The 19,548-nt window shown below is 72.7% G+C and carries 8 protein-coding genes and 1 pseudogene; 2 read left to right on the top strand and 7 right to left on the bottom strand.

Translation table 11 applies throughout. The features are described from left to right. Positions 1 to 30: 30 nt before the first annotated feature. From Aph01nite_RS02725 to Aph01nite_RS02710, 4 genes are all read right to left on the bottom strand, one after another. Positions 31 to 2,139 (bottom strand): hypothetical protein, encoded by a 2,109-nt coding sequence (locus Aph01nite_RS02725; protein ID WP_204039097.1) that lies wholly within the window; start codon positions 2,137 to 2,139, stop codon positions 31 to 33. 17 nt (positions 2,140 to 2,156) lie between these two features. Further along, positions 2,157 to 5,357, bottom strand: a complete 3,201-nt coding sequence (locus tag Aph01nite_RS02720) for a Tc toxin subunit A-related protein (protein ID WP_204039096.1) — start codon at positions 5,355 to 5,357, stop codon at positions 2,157 to 2,159. Between the two features lie 11 nt (positions 5,358 to 5,368). Beyond that, complete coding sequence (locus tag Aph01nite_RS41995) at positions 5,369 to 11,755, bottom strand: neuraminidase-like domain-containing protein (RefSeq protein WP_204039095.1); 6,387 nt, start codon at positions 11,753 to 11,755, stop codon at positions 5,369 to 5,371. A gap of 95 nt (positions 11,756 to 11,850) precedes the next feature. Then, a complete protein-coding gene (locus Aph01nite_RS02710) occupies positions 11,851 to 12,828 on the bottom strand; it encodes a helix-turn-helix transcriptional regulator (RefSeq protein ID WP_204039094.1) in 978 nt (325 codons plus the stop codon). Positions 12,829 to 13,223: 395 nt separating this feature from the next. On the opposite strand from Aph01nite_RS02710, the gene Aph01nite_RS02705 reads away from it, so the two are divergent. Both Aph01nite_RS02705 and Aph01nite_RS02700 read left to right on the top strand, forming a co-directional pair. Beyond that, positions 13,224 to 13,499 carry a hypothetical protein gene (locus Aph01nite_RS02705; RefSeq protein WP_204039093.1) on the top strand — a complete coding sequence of 92 codons (276 nt, stop codon included), beginning with the start codon at positions 13,224 to 13,226 and terminating at the stop codon, positions 13,497 to 13,499. 53 nt (positions 13,500 to 13,552) lie between these two features. Continuing rightward, complete coding sequence (locus Aph01nite_RS02700; RefSeq protein WP_204039092.1) at positions 13,553 to 14,806, top strand: helix-turn-helix transcriptional regulator; 1,254 nt, start codon at positions 13,553 to 13,555, stop codon at positions 14,804 to 14,806. A 2-nt stretch (positions 14,807 to 14,808) separates the two neighbouring features. Here the strand turns inward: Aph01nite_RS02700 and ispG are convergent, their stop codons facing one another. The 3 genes and pseudogenes from ispG to Aph01nite_RS02685 all read right to left on the bottom strand — a co-directional run bounded on the left by ispG (position 14,809) and on the right by Aph01nite_RS02685 (position 19,453). Beyond that, positions 14,809 to 15,975, bottom strand: a complete 1,167-nt coding sequence (ispG, locus tag Aph01nite_RS02695; RefSeq protein ID WP_204039091.1) for a flavodoxin-dependent (E)-4-hydroxy-3-methylbut-2-enyl-diphosphate synthase — start codon at positions 15,973 to 15,975, stop codon at positions 14,809 to 14,811. A 176-nt stretch (positions 15,976 to 16,151) separates the two neighbouring features. Continuing rightward, positions 16,152 to 18,083 (bottom strand): annotated as a pseudogene (locus Aph01nite_RS02690) (1-deoxy-D-xylulose-5-phosphate synthase); the annotation flags it as partial. Between the two features lie 140 nt (positions 18,084 to 18,223). Continuing rightward, positions 18,224 to 19,453 (bottom strand): cytochrome P450, encoded by a 1,230-nt coding sequence (locus tag Aph01nite_RS02685; protein WP_204039089.1) that lies wholly within the window; start codon positions 19,451 to 19,453, stop codon positions 18,224 to 18,226. Positions 19,454 to 19,548: the final 95 nt, after the last annotated feature.

The following is a 19,548-nucleotide window of genomic DNA, read 5'->3' as shown; positions in this document are numbered from 1 at the left end:
CCAGTCAGGATGTCGAGATCGTAGCGGGGGTCACAGCTCTGGTGTGACGACGTGGAGGCGTGGGCCGTTGTCCAGGGCGACGACGCAGGGGAAGGCGTCCATGACGAACGCGGACTTGCCCGCGGTGACCGCGTCCACGGGGAAGACGGGGTCCCAGCGGGACCAGGGGCCGCCCGCGGAGGAGGTCACCCAGATCTGCTGGTCGTTGCCGATGACCCAGGCGAGGCAGGACGCGGGGTCGGCGGGGTCGCGGGCGGTGCCCACGGCGGCGCGGATGCGGGCGTCCAGCGGGCGGCCGTGGGGGATCCACGCCCCGGTGGCCTGGGGGGACCAGCGGCGGCTCCAGACCTGGCCGCTGGGGGAGCCCGCGACCACGATGTCGAGGCCCTGGGCGACCACCTCGACGCCGACGGTGGCGACGACGCGTTCGCTCGGCGTCGGGGTGCCCAGGTCGACCCAGCGGAATCCGTCCGCGGCGGGCACGCTGAGCCAGAGGTGGCCGTCACCGGCGGCGACGGCGGCGACCGGCAGCGGTCCGGTGGCGGCCGGGAGGACGGCCGCGCCCAGGACGGCGAAGATCAGCTGACCGTCGGGGGTGCCGCGGTCGGTCCAGCGCCACTCTCCGCCGGAGATCGAACGCATCCAGAGCCGTCCGTCGTCGGCGAGCACGTGGACGGCCGGCGTGCCTCCGACCGCGACCGGCGCCACCCCCTTCTTGATCACCCTGCTGGTGGGGGCGCCGTGCTCGACCCAGGTCCAGCCGGTGGCGTCCGACGTGCTCGCCCACAGGCGGCCGTCGCTGCCGACCACGAACACCCAGCTGGGCTGGGGAGAACCGGTGGGGGCGGCGAAGACGCCCACCCCGTCGGCGGCCGTGACGCCGGGCGCGGGCGGGCCGAGGTAGGCCCAGAAGTTGGAGGAGCCGAAGAAGCCCTGGTCCGGGATGCCCCACACCTGGCAGTTCCAGACCGCGCCGTGCCCGTCGATGACGGCCGCCTCAACGGCGCGGTCGGGGATGTCGGGTTCTGGCGCGTCGGTGTACGCGCCGATGACCGCGACCAACCCGCCCGGCTGGCCGTGGCCCTCCCACCGGATGCCGGTCGCGCCGGTCGTGCCGGTGTCGAAGGTCCACAGGTCGAAGTCCCAGGACACGCCGGCCGTCCACACGGAATCGGCGCGTTCGATGGACTGGCTCGGGACCACGGCCGCGACGTCCCCGGGCGTGCCCCCGTGGTCGGTCCAGGCAGTGGTGGGCGTACGGGTCCAGATGTTGTGGCTGCTGCGGGCCACGACGACGGGCTCCCCGCCGGAGTCCGGGCCCTTGGCCGCGACCACCGCGGAACCGAGGGAGCTTTCGGCGGGCGGCCGCCCGAGGTCGGTCCACCGCCAGTCGCGGCCCGAGCCGGTGAGCATGCTGACCACGGCCGGTTCGCCCGTGCACACCACGGCGCACGCCTGGAGTCGGCCCGAGGCGTCGCGGAAGGAGGTGGCGGTGAGGCCGGCGTGCTGGCCGTTGGGCGTCGGGCCCGCCGGATCGATCCAGGTCCAGACGGCGTTCTCGTGCACGGCCACCCGTACGCCGGACTGGGAGGTCTGCCGGTCGCGGACCACGGCGAAGATGTGCAGCTGCGGCTCAGATCCGGACACGGGCGCGAACGCGACCGCCAGCTGCTCGGTGATCCAGTCCTCGTCCGCCGCGATCCGGAACCAGGTGCCGTCGGGGTCCACGCCCTGGCGCATCCACGGCCGCCCGGCGGGGCTGCTCATCACGAGCGTGTGCCGCGTCCCTCTGCTCGCCACGACGAGGTCGCCGGAGTCCGCGAAGAACGGCAGGCCCACGTCAGGGGCGGGACCGGCCAGCGCGGTCCACGGCTCGGCCCCGGTCTGGCGCAGCCAGACCTTCAGGTCGGTGTCGACGACGACAGGCGTGAGCGAGCCTTCCAGCAGGACCGCGCCGATGACGCCGTCCCCGCCCGGCGGGCGGCCGAGGTGCTCCCACCGCCATCCGGCGTCCACCCGTCTGCGCAGGTAGAGATGGCCGCCCACGGTGCCGGCCGCGATGACGTCGGCGGCCGGCCCGGCGTACGCCGAGGCGACCTCACCGGGACTTCCGAGGGCTGTCCACGCGACGGACGGCATCATCATCCTCCAGTTCGTCAGCGAATCGTGTACCGGACGATGAGATGCGGATCCGCGTTCCCGTCCCGCCGGACCACGTCGGGGTCGGCGGGCACGGTCAGCGTGAAGCCGCCCTCGGCGTCGAACGCCGGCGGCGCGGCCACCGGCGAAGGGCCGCGAACGAGTTCGTCGCCGGCGATGCCGTACAGCTCCACGGCGCGGGGGGTGATCTCGGCGGACTGCGCGAAGTACGGGAACCAGCTCTTTTCGATCCGCGGCGACAGTCCGGAGCCGCCCGCCAGGAAGGCCGCCCACTCGGCCGGGAAGTCGTGGCGCAGGCTGAACGAGCGGGCCAGGACCTGGTCCGAGGCTGCCGCGAACCTGGCTCGCAGGTCCCCGGCCACGGCGTCGGCCCGTACGCCGGGGCGGGCCGTGTAGCCGATGTGCAGGACCGCGTCCGAGATGCTGGCGTAGTCGAACAGGCGCAGGTCGGCGGGGAGGTTGAGGGCCCACGTGCTGATCGCCCCCGCGCCCTCGAACGGCAGGTAGCGCTCGTCGCGGGCCGCCGTGTCGAACATCCCGGTGTCCCGTACGCCCGAGCTGGTCACCATCGACTCCAGCCCGCCGGGATAGTCCAGGAACCGGGAGTCCTCCCCGGCCAGGCGCGCGTACCGGTTGTCGACCAGGCCGGGGTCGCGGCGGATGGAGCTGCGCTGGAGCGACAGGGTGGCCGCCACCGACGTGTACGGCCCGGTCACCGCCGGCAGGCTGAGCGCCACCGTACGGATCCTGCGCAGGTAGTGGCCGGGCGCGGTCAGGTCGTACAGCCATTCCGGGACGGTGAACTGGCAGGTGCCGCGGGAGCGGAGTTCGAGCAGGGCCAGCGGGTCGAGCATGCGCAGCGAGACGTGCGCGGTCAGCTCGAACTCGCGCTTGTTGTGCTCCAGGTAGGCCAGCTGGAGGCGGGTGAGGTCGTGGTGGAGGCGCTCCCCCGCCTGGAGGCCGCGCCGGCCGGTCTCCCAGTGCGAGTAGCCGACGAAGGTGGTGGCGTCCAGTTCGGGGCGCATCAGCTCCCGCTTGACGGCCTGCTCGGCGGAGCGGGCGACGTCGACGGCCATCCGGTAGTGCTCGGCGAAGCCGCGGGCGACCTCGCCGCGCAGCCACGTGTACAGCTCGGTATTGGTGTCCTTGGAGGCCAGGTAGACGTCCACCTGGCGGGCTCGTTTGATCTCCTCGCCGCTGTTGTCGTACTCGTTCCTGGCGACCTGTTCGTGCACGAGGGAGGCGATGAGCTGGCGGCCGTTCTGCATGAGTTCCAGGGCGGCCTGGTTGCTCTGCTGGACGAAGTCGAGGTCCCTGCGCTGGTAGCCGGCGATCTTGGCGGCCCGGCCGCCGTCGTAGACGTCCTGCTCGGCGTCGCCGCGGATGGCGGCGGAGATGGTGCGGCCGACGGAGGAGAGCAGCGGGCCGCCGAACTCCACATGGCCGCCGATGCCGAACGGCTCGATGTCGATGCCCAGGTTGGGCAGCATGCCGAGCACGCCGAAGATGGTGTCGACCGTGGTGGCGTCCCGCTGCTTGTCCCTGGCCTTGGGGAGGTGGATGTTGAGCTCGGCGTACTCGGTGGAGATCAGGTCGAGGGAGCCCTGGCTCTCCGCGCCGGACTGGACCTGGGGGTCGCCGTCGCGGGCCAGTCGGGGGGCGGGGCGGGTCTCCTGGGCGATGGCGACCGCGTATCTGCCGATCAGCTCCTGGTGGATTTCGGCGAAGTTGGCCCTGGTCACGGGCTTGCGCACGAGCGGGAGTTCGCGGAGCCTGTCGACGTCGGCGGCGGGGCGGCCGAGCAGCAGCTGGAAGTGGCGGTAGCGGGCGAAGGTGGCGGCGCGGGTGCGCAGCAGGGCCTCGGTGTTGGCCTCGGCCTCCTTCCAGGACAGGTAGCGCACGTCGCGGGTGAGCTTGGCCATGCCGATCTCGTGGCCCTGCCGCAGCCGGGCGAGTTCCTCGCCGTCGCGTTTCTCCATGGCGGCCAGGAGCGCGGCCCCGGTCGACTTGACCTCCGCCGTGATCTCCAGGGCTTTCTGGATCAGCAGGGCGGCCCGTACGGGCGAGGCCGGCGCGCGCGTCCCGGCCACCGCGCCCGCGATGTCCACCCCGGCGGCGGTGGCGGCGGCCAGCAGGCCGGGATCGAGCGGCGGCGCGAACAGGGACAGCTGCCGCACGACACCGCTGATGTCCTGGCAGTTGCGGATCTTGAACAGCCGGTCGGCGACCGTGTCCCAGTAGCCCACCAGCTGGTCGTTGCGGGGCACGCAGAAGTAGAGACTGCGCCCGATGCCCAGCAGCGCGGTGCCGCCCGCCCCCGCCCCGGGCGCCCCGGGAGCGGGGGTACGCGCGAACGGCAGCTGGTTCTCCAGCTCCACCAGCACGTTCCCGAACGCCCCGAGACCGGCGTCCTTGAGCTGGCGGTAGCTCATCCGCGGCGCGGCCCGGTGCCGGGGCACCTCCTGGGGGCGCGGCCCGAGGATGTTCCCGGCCAGCACGTACAGCTGGGTGGCCTCGTTGATGGACTCGGCGGTGTCCAGCCGGAACAGGCTGTCCCCCCACGCGATCAGGTTCTCCAGGTACTTCATCACCACGTAGTACTGGTAGGCGACCACCCGGGTCCTGGCCACCCGGTGCGGCCGGAACGGCTCCCGCCGCAGCCCTTCGTAGCTGAGCGCGGCCGAGGCCAGCAGGATGCGCTCCTCGGGGCCGAGCTCGGAGGGCGGCCGGCTCAGCACGGCCACCAGCTCGTCCACCCGCGGCATGTCGCCGGGCCGCGGGTTGCGGAACCGGACGAACTTCCAGAACCGGTCGGGCACGGGGGTGCTCGGGTCGGTCTCCGTCGGGTCGAAGATGTGGTGGAACCAGCGCTGCGCCTCGGCGAACCGCTGGTTCTTGCTCAGGTGCACCGCGATGGTCACCGGCGCGTGGAAGAACAGCTCCCAGTTGTAGACCGAGTACGGCCCCGCCTCGCTGACGTCGATGTTCTTCGGCGACGACTTGACCCGGAAACTGGGGTCCTCCCCGGGCGCGGCCGGATCGTTCGGGTCGTAGACGCGCTCGAAGAACGGCTCGGAGACCTGCTGCACCGACAGGTCCAGCAGCCCGTCCACCGACTGCTGGTTGAGCCGTTCGACCAGCATCCCGACGTACGGATGGAAGTGGTTCTCGAACACGAAGGACGTGGTGTCGGCCATGGCGGGTCCGTTCAGAGCTCGGGGAAGTTCGGGGGTGCGGCGATCGGGCCGGGGAAGACCCCGAAGGTGACGCTGACGGCGTCGGTCGGGTCGGGGTGCACGTAGAAGACGTGCCTGCTGTCCTGGAAGAAGAACGGCGCCCGGTGCGGGTCCTTGAGCCGGTGCATCGGCCCCACCCCCCGGTACGGCAGGTGGCTGGCCCGCAGCACGGTCAGCTCGTGGAACGGGTCGTCGCGGAAGCTGACCGTGAAGGGCCCCACGGTGGAGAACTGCCGGTCGGCGGGGAAGCCGGGCGCGCCGCCGGTGTCGTCCTGTTTGCGGACCGGCAGGCTGTGCGTCGTGAAGAGCCGGAAATGGGAGTTGCCGGTGCCGCCCGGACTGGGATTGAGCACGACGATGCCGAGGCTGTCCCGTACGCCGAGGGTGTCGGTCTCGATGTCGGAGGCCAGCCGCAGCGACAGCGGGTCGCCGATCACGCTGAACTGCGCGCCCAGGTCGATCGGCCGGTCCGGGTCGGAGGTGCGCGGCGACTGCCAGCGCCCGTTGTAGTACTCGCTCCAGAACAGGCTCACGGTCAGCGTGGCCGTGGCCTTCAGGTTGAAGTCCCGCAGCGGCAGGTCGCCCACCCGGGCGTCCTGGCTGGCGCTCGCGGCGAACGGGCCCGGCTGCCGCCGGTCGGGCTGTTTGGACACCGTCAGCCAGAACAGCAGGAACCTGCCCTTCCAGATGACGGGCAGCACCGGGTCGTCCGGCACGTCCACGTTGACCCGCTCCCACGGCCGCCACGTGCCGTCCAGGGTGCGGTGGAAGTAGCCGCGTTTGGCCCCGGACGTACGCCCGATGACGTGGACGAGCGGGTCGGGCACGCCGGTTCCGGCGGCGTCGCGCTCCTGCACGTGCATGCCGGCGATCTCCAGGTTGGCCACCTCGTCGAGGCGTTCCAGGTAGTGGCCGAGCGCGGTGGCGGCGGCCTGGTCGGTGATGTCGGACTGGAGCAGCTCGGACTCCACCTCGCGGAAGAACGGCGACTTGTCGTCGCGTAGCTCGGGGTCGAGCCAGTTCTCCGGGAACAGGAACACCCGGCGGTTGGCCTCCCAGACGCGGTAGCGCTTCATGGCCTCCCAGCGCTGCGGGTCGATGGCGCGCGGCGACACCTCCGGCTCCAGGTTGAGCAGGAAGCGCGCCACGAACAGCTGCACGGTCGAGATCGCCTGGGCGATCCTGGACGTGGTCATGCAGGGGTCCATCTGCACGTCGACCAGGAGTTTCTCGAAGAGCTGGTCGGGGGTGGCGAAGCCGCCGGTGACCGCGTCCACGGACAGGTCGGGGTCGGGGTTCTCCATGTGCAGGACCCGCCCGACCAGGGCGTCGCGGGCGGCCTTGCGCAGTTCGTTGTGGATCGGGCGGGCCACGTCGGCCCAGGCGGCGTCGTCGTACCGGGAGCGGAGGGCGTCGCGGACGTCCCTGACGTCCTGGGCGGTGGGGGTGGTTCTGAGGACCCGGGCGAGGGCGGGGACGGGCAGCACGACCGTACGGGACAGGTCCAGGAGGTCGGCGACCCGCCAGAGGCCGTCGAGGCTGCGCAGGTCGGCTGCCAGGTGGGTGGCGGCCTCGGCGACGGCGGCCGGGGTGACTCCGGTGAGGGCGGCGATGGACGCGGGGTCGGGTTGCGCGCGGTCGAGCGCCTCGACGATGGCGGTGCCGGTGACCGACCAGCGTTCGCGTAGCCGCCGGTAGCGGGCGAGGGCGGCGACCGCGTGCACCAGCGCCGACCGCGCGGCGGCGTTCGCGGGGACGGGTACGGCGGACAGCCAGCCGGAGCGGGCGAAACTGAGCAGTTCGCGGATGGAGAGGCCGAGCGCGCCGGCCAGTTCGAGCGCGGCCTGTAACCGCCGGTACGCGCCGGTGAAGGCGGCGACGATGTCGGCGGGGCAGCACGCGGCACCGGGCAGGATCTCCGGCGCGAGGCCGGCCGCCTGCCAGCGCAGCCGCAGCCGCGCGGTCAGGCCGGTGGCGGTGAGTTCGAGCCGCGTCCCGGGAGCGAGTTCGGCCGGGTCGGCCGTCCAGGTGGTGCCCTCGCGCCGCAGCGTGACCGGGCGGCCGTCCAACTGGAGGGTGACGGCGGTCCCGTCCGCCTCGACGGTCAGCACGTACGCGCCGGGGACGGGCGGGTCGACGGCGGCGGCCCAGACGCCGCTGATCGGCCCGTTGGCGACCCCGGCGGCCTGGCGCAGGTCGGCTCCGCCGGGCGCGTAGTCGGCGGCGGGGGCGATCGCGGTCCTGACCGGCGGCCCGGTCACCGGGCCCGCCCAGAAGCGCGCGGTCAGGCCGGTCGCGGTGACGGCGGCCAGGTCCTCGCCCGCCGCCCGGCCCGGAGCCGAACCGGGCATCGCGGCGGCGTCCCCGACCAGGGCGGCGATGCTGTCGGGGGCGATGCTCGTGGCGGCGCCGAGCGCCTCGGCCAGCTGGCGTCGGCGCAGGCTGGGCCGCAGCTCCTCCAGGAGCGCCGTGCCGAGGGCGGCCCGCTTGGCCTCGCCCGCCGGGTCGGCGGGGTCGGCCGGGGTGGCCGCCCAGACGCGCCAGCGCTGCTCCAGCGCGGGGTGGGCGCGGAAGAGCGGCAGGTATTCGGCCTGCCCGGCGTTGGCCAGGCCGGTCACGGCCTCGGCCAGCCGGGCGGGCAGGCCGGGCAGGGCCGCGACCGCGGCGGCGGCCTCCGGGGTCAGCACGCCCCGGTGGATCAACAGCCCGCGGGTGGCGTCGTACGACAGGCCGGGCGCGACCGCCAGAACCGGCGCGGGCAGCGCCGCTTGATCCTGCCGGTAAACCGTCGTGTACGTGGACGCCCCCGCGAGCAGCCCGAGGAAGGCGTCGCTCACGTCCGGCGGGAACACCGACGTCAGGACCGTACGCAGCGCGGACTCGCTCCACTGCGCGCCGGCCGGGGCGCGGCGGTCGGCGAGCCCGGCGCGGACCGCGCGCAGCACGGTCATGACCGCCGCGTCGGGGACGGCGTCCGTGCCGTGGGCCAGGGCCACGAGGCGGGCGACCGGCAGGCCGGAGTCGCGGACCGACTGGGCGAGCCGGACCAGTTTGAGGAAGTCGGGGTCGGGGCCGTCGAGGGGGGCGAAGGGCTGCCAGCCGGTGGCGTCGATGAGGCCGACGAGTTCGGTCACGCCGAGGCGCAGGGCGCGGGCGAGGTAGCCGTACCGGAACAGGAGGCTGATGGAGGCGACGGTGAGCGGCGTGGCCGGGCCGACGGCGGCGGCGCGGGCGACGACGGCGAACTCCTCGGCCGTGAGTTTGAGCGCCGCCTGCAGGGCCGGGCCGTGGTCGAGCAGGCGCGCGTCCGGCGGCAGCGGTCCCGGGCCGAACGCCGGGTCGTTGCCGAGCAGGGCCGAGCTGGGGAAGAGCCTCCGGTAGGGCGCGTCGGGCCCGCGGTCGCCCAGCGGCGCGAAGCAGCCGAGCAGCCAGGGCAGGTCGTCCTGGACGTCCAGCCCGAGCAGGTCCGCGGCGGTCAGCAGGTGGCCGAGCCGGACCAGGACGGTGTCGAAGCCGGTGTCCAGGGCGCGCCGCGCGTCGGCCGGGGTTCCGGTGACCGGCACGGGCGCGGGCCACAAGGCGGAGACGACCTCGTCGGTGCGTTCGATGCTCCAGCCGAGCCGGGCGCGCAGGCGGACGAAGCGGGCGATGCCCAGCAGGTCCACCGCCCGGAGCCGGTTGCGGGCGGTGTCGGGCAGCGCCCGACGCAGCTCCATCCGGGCGAAGGCGCCGGTGGAGTCCCCGGCCGGGGGTTCCTGCCCGGTGGGGTCGGTGAGCACCACGATGTTCATGATCCGGTCGTGGCGGGCGGCCAGCCAGGCGACGACGTCCCCGCCGAACGGCGTGGTGTCCAGGTTCGGCCGCAGCGCCGCCTTGAACGCCGCCGGCGTCATGGTCCCGTCGCGCAGGCGCTGGATGGCGGACAGGTTCACGCCGAGGGTGCTCAGCGGGTCCAGCAGGTCGGCGTCGGGGTTGACGAACCTGGTCCGGATCAGGCTGACCAGCTCCGCGGGGGTGAGACCGAGGCGGCGGGCCAGGCGGCGGGCGTTGCCGACGCCGTTGAGCAGCTGGGTCTCGTTCACCCGGGCGGGGTCGTCGCCGAAGAGCGCCTGCGCCGTCACGGCGGGCTTGGTCAGCAGGTCGCGCTCGGCCGGGCTGACGCCCACCCGCTCCCGCACGATGTCGCTCCACGCCCTGCCGTTCGCGTCGTCGGCCGCCAGCGCGGCCATCGCGTCCCTGAGCGGCACCCCCGCCTTGGCGAGGTACGCCCGCAGGGCCGCCAGCCGCTGGTCCCACGGCAGCAGCAGCGGATAGGACGCGCCCCGCAGCGCGGTGTAGGCGGCTTCGTTCACGAACTGCGGCGAGGCCAGCAGGTCGGCCGTGCTGGTTCCCGGCGCGACGTCGTGCCCCCGGTAGCCGTCGATGGTGGCGTTGACCACGACGTGTTCCAGGATCTCGTTGGCCAGGTCCACGTACGGCAGTTCGACCTCGGTGTTCTCGCAGCTCAGGGCGATGTGCTGGAGGTCGGGGCGGCGGCTGAGGAGCACCTCCAGCGGGCTGCGCCCGCCGCCCTGAGGTTGGACGTCCAGGAATTCGAGCAGGTCCACCAGGTAGGCGGCGGGGCTCAGCACCGACTCGCAGTGCTCGCAGGCGCCGGTGTCGCCAGGTCCGAACAGGGTCTCCAGGTTCGGCAGCGTCCGTACCGTGGCCAGGGCGGCGCTCTCACCGGCGGCCAGGGCGCGGGCTCCGGGCCCGGTGGCGGCGGCCGGTCCGCCGCGCGGCACCGCGAACACGTCGGGCGCGGCCCTGGCCACGAGGTGGCTGGTGGCCGTGGCGAGGGCGGCGCTGTGCACCTGGTCGCTGCGGCGGAACGTCTCGCGGGCGGCGTCCGCACCGCCGAGGTCGGCGGCGAACCGGCTGACGAAGGCCGACTCGCCGTGCAGAGCCACCGCGCGGGCGGAGTCGAACCCGAGTGTGCGCAGCCCCCGTACGGCGTCCGGACTGGGGGCGACGGCGACGATGCGCTGCAGGGTGGCGACCTCGTCCCGTACGGGCTGGGCCAGTTCGATCGCCCGTGACCCGAGGAAGTCGTCGATGGGGTGCACGGTCAGCTCGAACGTGTCGTGGTTGCCGGCCAGGAACTCGGCCACCGCGCGGTCGGTGCCCTCGGGGCCGCCCACCGGGATGGCACCTTCGGCCACCTCGGCGGCCAGCACCGCCGTGGGGTGGCGCAGGCGCAGTTCCTCGGCCAGGACCGCCGCGTACGCGTCCCGCCGCTCCGTCTCGTCGTCGCCGGGGATGTCGTCGGGGACCGGCACGTCGGCGGTGAGGTCGGCCCGCCACCTGTCCGCCCGGTGGTAGCCGGCCGCCGCCAGGTCCCCGACCCGGCTCGGGGCCGCGCCGTCGTGGAGTTTGGCGATCAGCGGCGCGTTGTTGCGGGTGAGCGTGGCCAGCGCGCCGTCGAGTTCCAGCCGTCCCGCGCGGTCGGGGAACTCCTCCCGTACCCGCGGCCAGAGTTCCTCGGGCGCGGTGCGATGGTCGCGGTAGATCCGGGCGAAACGGTCGCGGTCGGCCTCGTCGGGAAGGGCGGCCTGGAGCAGGTCGCCGAGTCTGCCGTCGCCGGCCCCGGTGGGCAGGTCGAGCACGGCCTTGGCGGCGAGGTCGCGGGCCGCGTCCAGACCCGCGGGGATCTCGGCGGCCAGTTCCGGCGCGATGATGCCCTGCTCGGCGGCGCGCGACCAGACCGACTCGATCACGCCCGCCGGGGCGAGCGCCCACAGGCGTTGCCCGGCGGGCAGCCCGGCCCGGTAGAGGGCGTAGTGCAGCGGCGCGGGGATGCCGCTGTCGGCCGCCTCCCGGTCGGCGAGGGAGGCCATGGCCACGGCGCGCGCGTCCCAGCCGCTCTTGGCGGCGGCGAAGGTGACGTCCCGGCGTTCGCCCGCTTCCACGAAACTGGCCAGGCTGACCGCGGACTCCCCGGCCAGCGTGCGGCCGAGGTCGCCGACGAGGCGGCTGTACTCGTCGAGCACGGGCGCGACGCCCGCCGGGAGCACGACGTCGACGCGCTCGTGCGGGGTCGCGTCGAAGCGCGGCTCGGAGCGGGCGAGCACCTCGCGTTCGTCCGAACGGATCACCTGGACGACTAGGTCCAGGCTGGCCTGCGGGCTGGTGCGTACCGGCTCCGGATCGAAGACCAGCGCGAACGTGCCGTCGGGCCGGACCTGGGCGGTGCCGACCAGGTGTTCGCCGCCGAAGCGCAGGTCGAGGATCTCCACGGCCACGCCGCCGGAGACCGGTGATCCCGTGTCGTCTCGTACCGTTCCAACGACCTGAAAGTTCGCCGCCACGAAAACCCCCACCGTCCTGATTCGATACGTCCCCGGTGTTGTTGTTCAGGCTACGGTGGGTTAGACAACTGTTACAGGGGTTACCACAGATGTACACCCACGGGTGATCAGAGCCAGCCGCGCTGTACGGCCATGGCTCCGGCCTGAAACCGGCTGCGCGCGCCGAGCCGCGTCATCAGCGAGGACATCGACCGCCGGACCGTACGCAGGGACAGGCCCAGGCGGCGGGCGGCGCCCTCGTCGGTCTGGCCGTCCATCAGCAGGCGCAGCAGCTCGTGCTCGACGGGCGAGAGGCCGTGCTCGTTCACCCGCGTCTCCCCGAACGGCACCGCGCCCGCCCACACCTGCTCGAACAGCGCGCACAGCGCGGCCACGATGCCGACCGCGCTGACCTCCATCGCGCCGAGGCGGGGATCGGCGGGGTCGAGCGGCACCATGGCCACCGTGCGGTCCACGATGAGCAGCGACATCGGCAGGGTCGGCGTGGACCGGGTCTGGCCGCCGAGGGCGGTGAGCCACTGCGCGTACCGGAGGGTGTCGGCGTCGTTGCGGAAACTGTCCTGGTAGATGGTGCGGATGAGCACGCCGCGGGCGATGGCCAGCTGGTCGAGCGGCTCGCTGGCCTCCATCGCGTCGGGGGTCTGCGCGCCGCCCGGCATGAAGGACATGCACTCGTCCTGGGCCTCGTAGGCCAGCTCCTCCAGGCGGGCGCGGACCCGGTCGAGCCCTTCGAGGCGTTCGAAGGAGCCCCGCTCGCGGTCGCGGACGGCCTCGTACTCCAGGGCGATGGCCGCGATGGCCGCGCAGGTGTCCGCGATCTCCCGCTGCCTGCGCTGGAGCTCGCGTTCGCTGCGGGCCAGCAGGGAGGCCAGGCCCACCTCGGGCCGGACCGGGCGGAACAGGCTGGGATGGTTCTGGGACGGCCGCAGCAGCGCCATGTCGGCGAGCAGGTCCAGGGCTCCGCGCACGATCTCCTCGGTCAGGCCGAGGTGGGCGGCGAGATCGCAGACCCCCCAGTCAGGATGCTGGAGCAGCGCCCGGTAGACGTCCTCCGTCGAGGAGTCCAACCCGAGCGGATCGAGCATTCCCGTGTCCCCCAAGGCCGCCAGCCCTCCTGTTGCTGATCAGTTTATGGTGCACAACCCGTGATAATTCAAGCCATAACGGGACATCGCGACGGCGCTGGCACCTTGATGCCATGCGCAGAGGTGGCCTCCGGGCCCGTGGTGACACGGCGGATTACCGTGCGCCAAGCTTGCCAGCAGAAACGAATATGTCCGGGACGTCAGGGGTCACTAGCGACGAAAAGAGGAAGCACCGGAATGTTCAGAAGACTGGCAACCCCTGTTTCCATCCTCGCCATTATTTCCTCCGTCAACGGGATCCTCGCCGGGGGCGGGGGCGTGTCCGCTCAGCCCGCCCCGCCGTACGGGGAGTGCTGCACCGATCACGACGACGGTTTCTCCTGGGGCTGACGTTCGTGCAGATCGTCCGGGTGGACCTCGGCCGAGGCGAGATCGGCGCGCAGTGGACGCTGCCGACCGGCGCGTTCGCCGATCTCGTCTGGGCCCACTCCCGGCAGGACGAGGCGCTGGAGCACCTGCGCGTGCACACGGCGCCGGACCGGATCGAAATCGTGCTCTTTCTCTGCGTGCCGAAAAGGAAATGCGCCGAAGAAACGGCACAGCGTATTTGCAGCCGCGTGGTCCAGTTGGTTCCCGGGCTCCAGGGCTGGTTTGTGCGGACCCCTTGGTGAGCACCCGCCGATGAAATACAAGTCAAGCTCATGTTTTTCGAGGGGGCGATGGAGTGCGTAGTCCGGCAACCGAGAAACCCGGACCGATTCCCGCACTGGCATCCGTAATCGGCCGCGACACCGAGCTGGACGCGCTCCGCCGCCAGCTGCGCAACCCCGCGCTCCGGTTACTCACGGTGACCGGGCCGCCGGGCGTGGGCAAGAGCCGTCTGGTGGCGGCCCTCTACCCCGACCTGCGCGCCGAGTTCGGGGACGGCGTGCGCTTCGCCGACCTGGCCGCGGAGCCGTACCCGCCGGGCCGGCCGGACGGCCTGGAGGGTCTGGACGGCCTGGCCGGCGGCGACCGGGAGCTGCTGCTCGTCATCGACCACGGCGACCGCGTGCTGGCCGAGCTCACCCGGGCCGTCACCAAGCTGCTCGCCTGCCGCCGCGGCCTGCGGGTCGTGCTCTGCTGCCGCGAACCCGCCCGCGTGTACGGCGAGCGCCTGTTCCCCCTGCACCCCCTCCAGGTCCCCGGCCCCCACCCACCGGACGACCTGACCGAACTGGGCGGGATCGCCTCCGTCCGCCTGCTCCTGGACCGTGCCACGGCGACCAGGCCGGACCTGGTGCTCACCCCCGACAACCGGCAGGTCATCACCGAGCTCAGCGACCGCCTCGACGGCCTCCCGCTGGCCATCGAACTCGCCGCCGCCCGCCTGCGTCTCTTCCACCCGCTCGCCCTGCTCAACCGCCTCCGCTCCGGCCTCGACATCCTGTACGGCAACGCCCCCCACCGTCTCTCCCACCACCGCAGCATGAGCGCCGCCATCGCCTGGACGTACGAGAGCCTGGCCGAGCACGAACGACGGCTCCTGCGCCGGCTCGCGGTCCTCGACCGGGGCTTCGACCTGGCCGCCGCCGAGTCCGCCGGCGACCTGGACGGCGGCGACCTGCACGACGCCCTGCAACGGCTAGCCGAGCGCGGCCTGCTCGCCGTCGCCGACCACGCCGACGGCGAGCCGCACTTCACCCTGCTCAACACGATCAGGATGTTCGCCCTGGAGGAGACCGCCGGCTCCACTGAGCCCGCACCGCCGAGTACGGGCGAACCGGGCGCCGGGCTGACCCGCCGGGAGCACCAGGTGGCCGTGCTGGTCGCCCAGGGCCTGACCAACCGCCAGATCGCCCGGCGCCTGGGCATCGCCGAATGGACGGCGGTCAACCACGTACGCAACGTGATGCGCAAGCTGGACTGCTCATCGCGGGTGCACGTGGCCGGCATGATCTCCCACGGCCGGGAGTTCCGGCAGGTCAGCGGGAGATGAGGTCAGTACACGGTCACCTCCGGCCGTGGTTCGTCGTCATCCAGGTCCACGGGCACCCCCATCTCCTCCGCCAGGGTCAGCGCCTCCTCGATGAGCGTCTCGACGATTCTGGATTCGGGCATGGTCTTGATGACCTGGCCCTTCACGAAGATCTGGCCCTTGCCGTTGCCCGAGGCGACGCCCAGGTCCGCCTCGCGGGCCTCGCCGGGGCCGTTCACCACGCAGCCCATCACCGCCACCCGCAGCGGGACCTTCAGCCCTTCGAGGCCGGCCTGGACCTGCTCGGCCAGCGTGTACACGTCCACCTGCGCCCGCCCGCAGGACGGGCAGGAGACGATCTCCAGGCCGCGTTCGCGCAGGCCCATCGACTCCAGGATGCCGATGCCGACCTTGACCTCCTCGACCGGCGGCGCGGACAGCGAGACGCGGATGGTGTCCCCGATGCCCTCGGCCAGCAGCGCCCCGAACGCGACCGCCGACTTGACCGTGCCCTGGAAGGCGGGGCCCGCCTCGGTCACCCCCAGGTGCAGCGGGTAGTCGCAGCGCGCGGCCAGCAGCCGGTACGCCTGGATCATCACCACCGGATCGTGGTGCTTGACGGAGATCTTGATGTCCTGGAAGCCGTGCTCCTCGAACAGCGAGCACTCCCACAAGGCCGACTCGACGAGGGCCTCCGGGGTGGCCTTGCCGTACTTCTGGAGCAGCCGGGGGTCCAGGGAGCCGGCGTTGACGCCGATCCTGATCGGCACCTTGTGCTCGGCCGCCGCCTTCGCGATCTCACCCACCTTGTCATCAAATTTCTTGATATTTCCGGGGTTGACGCGGACGGCGGCGCAGCCGGCTTCGATGGCGGCGAAGACGTACTTGGGCTGGAAGTGGATGTCCGCGATCACCGGGATGCGGGACTTGCGGGCGATGACGGCGAGCGCGTCCGCGTCGTCCTGGGACGGCACCGCCACCCGCACGATCTGGCAGCCCGACGCCGTCAACTCGGCGATCTGCTGCAGGGTGGCGTTGACGTCGGCCGTCACCGTGGTCGTCATCGACTGCACGGTCACCGGCGCGTCCCCGCCGACCGGCACCGACCCCACCATGACCTGACGCGACTGGCGCCGTACGGCCACCGGTCTGGTCCTGACGGCCGGAATCCCCAGCATCGCGACACTCATGAACATCCCTCTCTGTTCGCACCGGCCGCCAGGGCCAGCACCGGTTCCTCCGGCATCGCGCCCTTCTCCGGCATCGCGCCCTTCTCCGGCATCGCGTTCTTCTCCGGCGTCTCGCCCCCTGCGAGCATCGCGTCCCTTTCGAGCATCCCGACTCGTTCGGGCATCCCGACTCGTTCGGGCATCGCGACCTTTTCGGGCATCGCGTCGGCGACGCTCTGGGCGACCTGCTGCGGGGTCAGGCCGCACTCCTCCAGGACCTCCGCGCGCAGGCCGTGGTCGAGGAAGCGCTGTGGCAGGCCGATGCAGCGGACCGGGACGGGCACGCCCGCGTCCGCCAGGGCGAGGGTGAGCGAGGCGCCGAAGCCGCCCGCGCGGCCGCAGTCCTCGACCGTGACGACCAGGCGGTGGCGGGCGGCGAGCACCGCGAGGGCGGGATTGACCGGTTTGATCCAGCGCGGGTCGGCAACGGTCACGCCGATCCCGTCCCCGGCCAGCAGCCGCGCCGCCTGCACGCACGTCTCCCCCATCGCGCCGACGGCGACGAGGAGCACGTCGATGGCGGTGGCGGGGCCGGTGGCAGTGGCAGGGCCGGTAGCAGTGGCAGGGCCGGTAGCAGTGGCAGGGCCGGTAGCAGTGGCAGGGCCGGTGTCGGTGGCAATGCCGGGGCCGAGGCCGGTGGCAATGCCGAGGCCGGTGGCAATGCCGGGGCCGAGGCCGGTGGCGGTGGCGGTGGCGGTGGAGCCGTACAGGATGTCGACGCCGTCGAGGGTGCCGACGGCGGGCAGGTCGGGGCCGAGCGCGCCCTTTGGGTACCGCACCACGCTGGGCCCCTCGATCGTGACCGCCTCGCGGAGCGCGGCCCGCAGGGTCGGGGCGTCCCGGGGCGCCGCCACCGCCAGATCAGGCACGACGTTCAGGATGGACAGGTCCCACATGCCGTTGTGCGAGGGCCCGTCGTCGCCGGTCACCCCGGCCCGGTCCAGCACGAACGTGACCGGGCAGCCGTGCAGGGCGACGTCCATCAGCACCTGGTCGAAAGCGCGGTTGAGGAACGTGGAGTAGACGCAGACGACCGGGTGCAGGCCGCCGAAGGCCAGGCCGGCGGCCGAGGTGACCGCGTGCTGCTCGGCGATCCCGACGTCGAACAGGCGGCCGGGGAACCGTTCCTGGAAGGGCTGCAGCCCGGCGGGCTCCACCATCGCCGCGGCGACCGCCACCACGTCGGGCCGCTCCTGCCCGATGGCCACGATCTCGTCGGCGAACACGTCCGTCCACGTCCGGCGGCGCGGGGCGGCCGGGCGGCCCGTGGCCGGGTCGGTGACGGGGACCGCGTGGTGCCGGTCCTGTTCGTGGTGCTCGCTGGGGGCGTACCCGCGGCCTTTGGTGGTGACGCAGTGCACGACCACCGGTCCGGTGGTCTCCCTGGCCCGCCGCAGGGCCGCTTCCACGGCGGGGATGTCGTGGCCGTTGACCGGTCCCGCGTACGCGAGGCCGAGATCCTCGAAGAAGCTGGCGCCGGTCCTGCCGGCGCGCAGGGCGGCCAGGTGGGAGGCCAGGCCGCCGACGGTCGGCGCGTACGAGCGGCCGTTGTCGTTGAGGACGATGATCACGGGCAGCCGCCGGGCGGCGATGTTGTTGAGCGCCTCCCAGGCCATGCCGCCGGTGAGCGCGCCGTCGCCGACCACGGCCACCACCGGCCTGGACTTCCGGCCGAGGATCCGGTCGGCCTTGGCCAGCCCGTCGGCGTAGGACAGCACGGTCGAGGCGTGCGAGTTCTCGATCAGGTCGTGCTCGGACTCCTGCCGGGACGGGTACCCCGACAGCCCGCCGCGCCGCCGCAGCAGGTCGAACCCGGCCGCCCGTCCGGTGAGCAGCTTGTGCACGTACGCCTGGTGCCCGGTGTCCCACAGGATCGGCTCCGCGGGCGAGTCGAACACCCGGTGCAGGGCGATGGACAGCTCGACCGCGCCCAGGTTGGGGCCGAGGTGGCCGCCGGTCCTGCACACCCGGTCCACCAGGAACTCGCGGATCTCCGCCGCGAGCATGGGCAGATCCTCGGCGGCCATCCGCCGTAAATCCCGCGGGCCGCGCAGTCGTTCGATCAGCATTCTCGCGCACCCGCCTCGGAAAGGACGCCCGCCATTGATATCGACCGCCGCGCGCCACGGAATTCCGCGCGGACCGTTTTCTCTCCAGCCATGGCTTCTCCAGCCGTTCGGTGGTCATTCATTCATATCGACCGGCCGGTTCACGAACCGTGACTGATAATTGCCATTTCCCGCTCCCAGGTGACCGGGACGATCTCCGGCGCCTGCGCCGCGGTGTCACTCGTCCACGGCACCTCCTCCTCGGGTACGGCCAGCCGCAGCCCCGGCGCCCGCCGCAGCAGGGTCTCCAGCGCGATCCGCATCTCCATCCGGGCCAGCGGCGCGCCGAAGCAGAAGGCCGGTCCCGCGCCGAAGGTCAGGTGCTGGTTGGCGGTGGGCCGGCCGACGTCGAAGCGTTCGCCGTCCGGGAAGTGCGCCTCGTCGCGGTTGGCCGCGTGCCTGGCCACGATCACGGTGGAGCCCTTCGGGATGACCACGTCGCCGACCTTCAGGTCCTCGGTGGCGTACCGGGTGATGCCGACGCCGCCGCCCGGCGGGGAGTAGCGCAGCAGTTCCTCCACCGCCGAGTCGATCAGCGCCGGGTCGGCGCGCAGGGCTTCGAGCTGGTCGGGGTGGCGGAACAGGGTGAGCAGGCCCTTGCCGAGCTGCGCGGCGGTGGTCTTGTAGCCGGCCACCAGCAGCGTCATGATCGTGACGAACAGCTCGTTCTCGTCGAGCCTGCCGTCGTCCTCGTCGCGGACCGCGATCAGCCCGCTGAGCAGGTCGTCGGCCGGGTCCACGCGTTTGGCCCCGGTGAGCGCCCGCGAGTAGTCGATCAGCGTCATCGCGGCCTGCGTACGCTGCTCGGAGGTGAGCTCGCTGGAGAGCATGTCGTGCACCCAGCCGCGGAACCGCACGTGGTCCTCGACCGGGACGCCGATCATCTCGCAGAGCACGGTGATCGGCAGCGGAAAGGCCAGCGCCTCCATGATGTCGCCGGGCGGGCCCGCCTCCAGCAGCCGGTCCACCAGGTCGTCCACGATCTCCTGGACGCGGGGGCGCAGGTGCTCCACGTGGCGCGGGGTGAAGGCGCGGGCCACCAGGCCGCGCCAGCGGGTGTGCACGGGCGGGTCGGCGAACGGGTTGCCGTAGTTGCCGAAGCCGATCGCGGTGTTCATCCGGGCCGCGTCGGGCCGGTTGAGGTCGCGGCTGAACCGGGTGTCGGAGAGCACGGCCTTGACGTCGTGGTAGCGGGTGACGAGCCAGGCCAGGTCGCCGCTGGGCAGCGTCACGCGGCAGGTGGGCTCGTGCTCGCGGAGCCAGGTGAACTCCTCGGGCATCGCCATGGGGTCGGCCTTCACAAAGGGATACGGGCACATATCAGCGGCCATGAGGCCTCCTCGCTTTGCATCGCATATGCCGATGTTCTGGAAATTTAGCGCTTGACATCGCTTATGAAAAGCAAGCTATTTTGACCCGGAACCCA

Origin of the sequence: Acrocarpospora phusangensis, from assembly GCF_016862995.1 — a bacterium.
Classification (GTDB): Bacteria; Actinomycetota; Actinomycetes; order Streptosporangiales; family Streptosporangiaceae; genus Acrocarpospora; species Acrocarpospora phusangensis.
The sequence above is the reverse complement of the archived record's forward strand: the minus strand, read 5'-3'. Positions and strand labels throughout refer to the sequence as shown.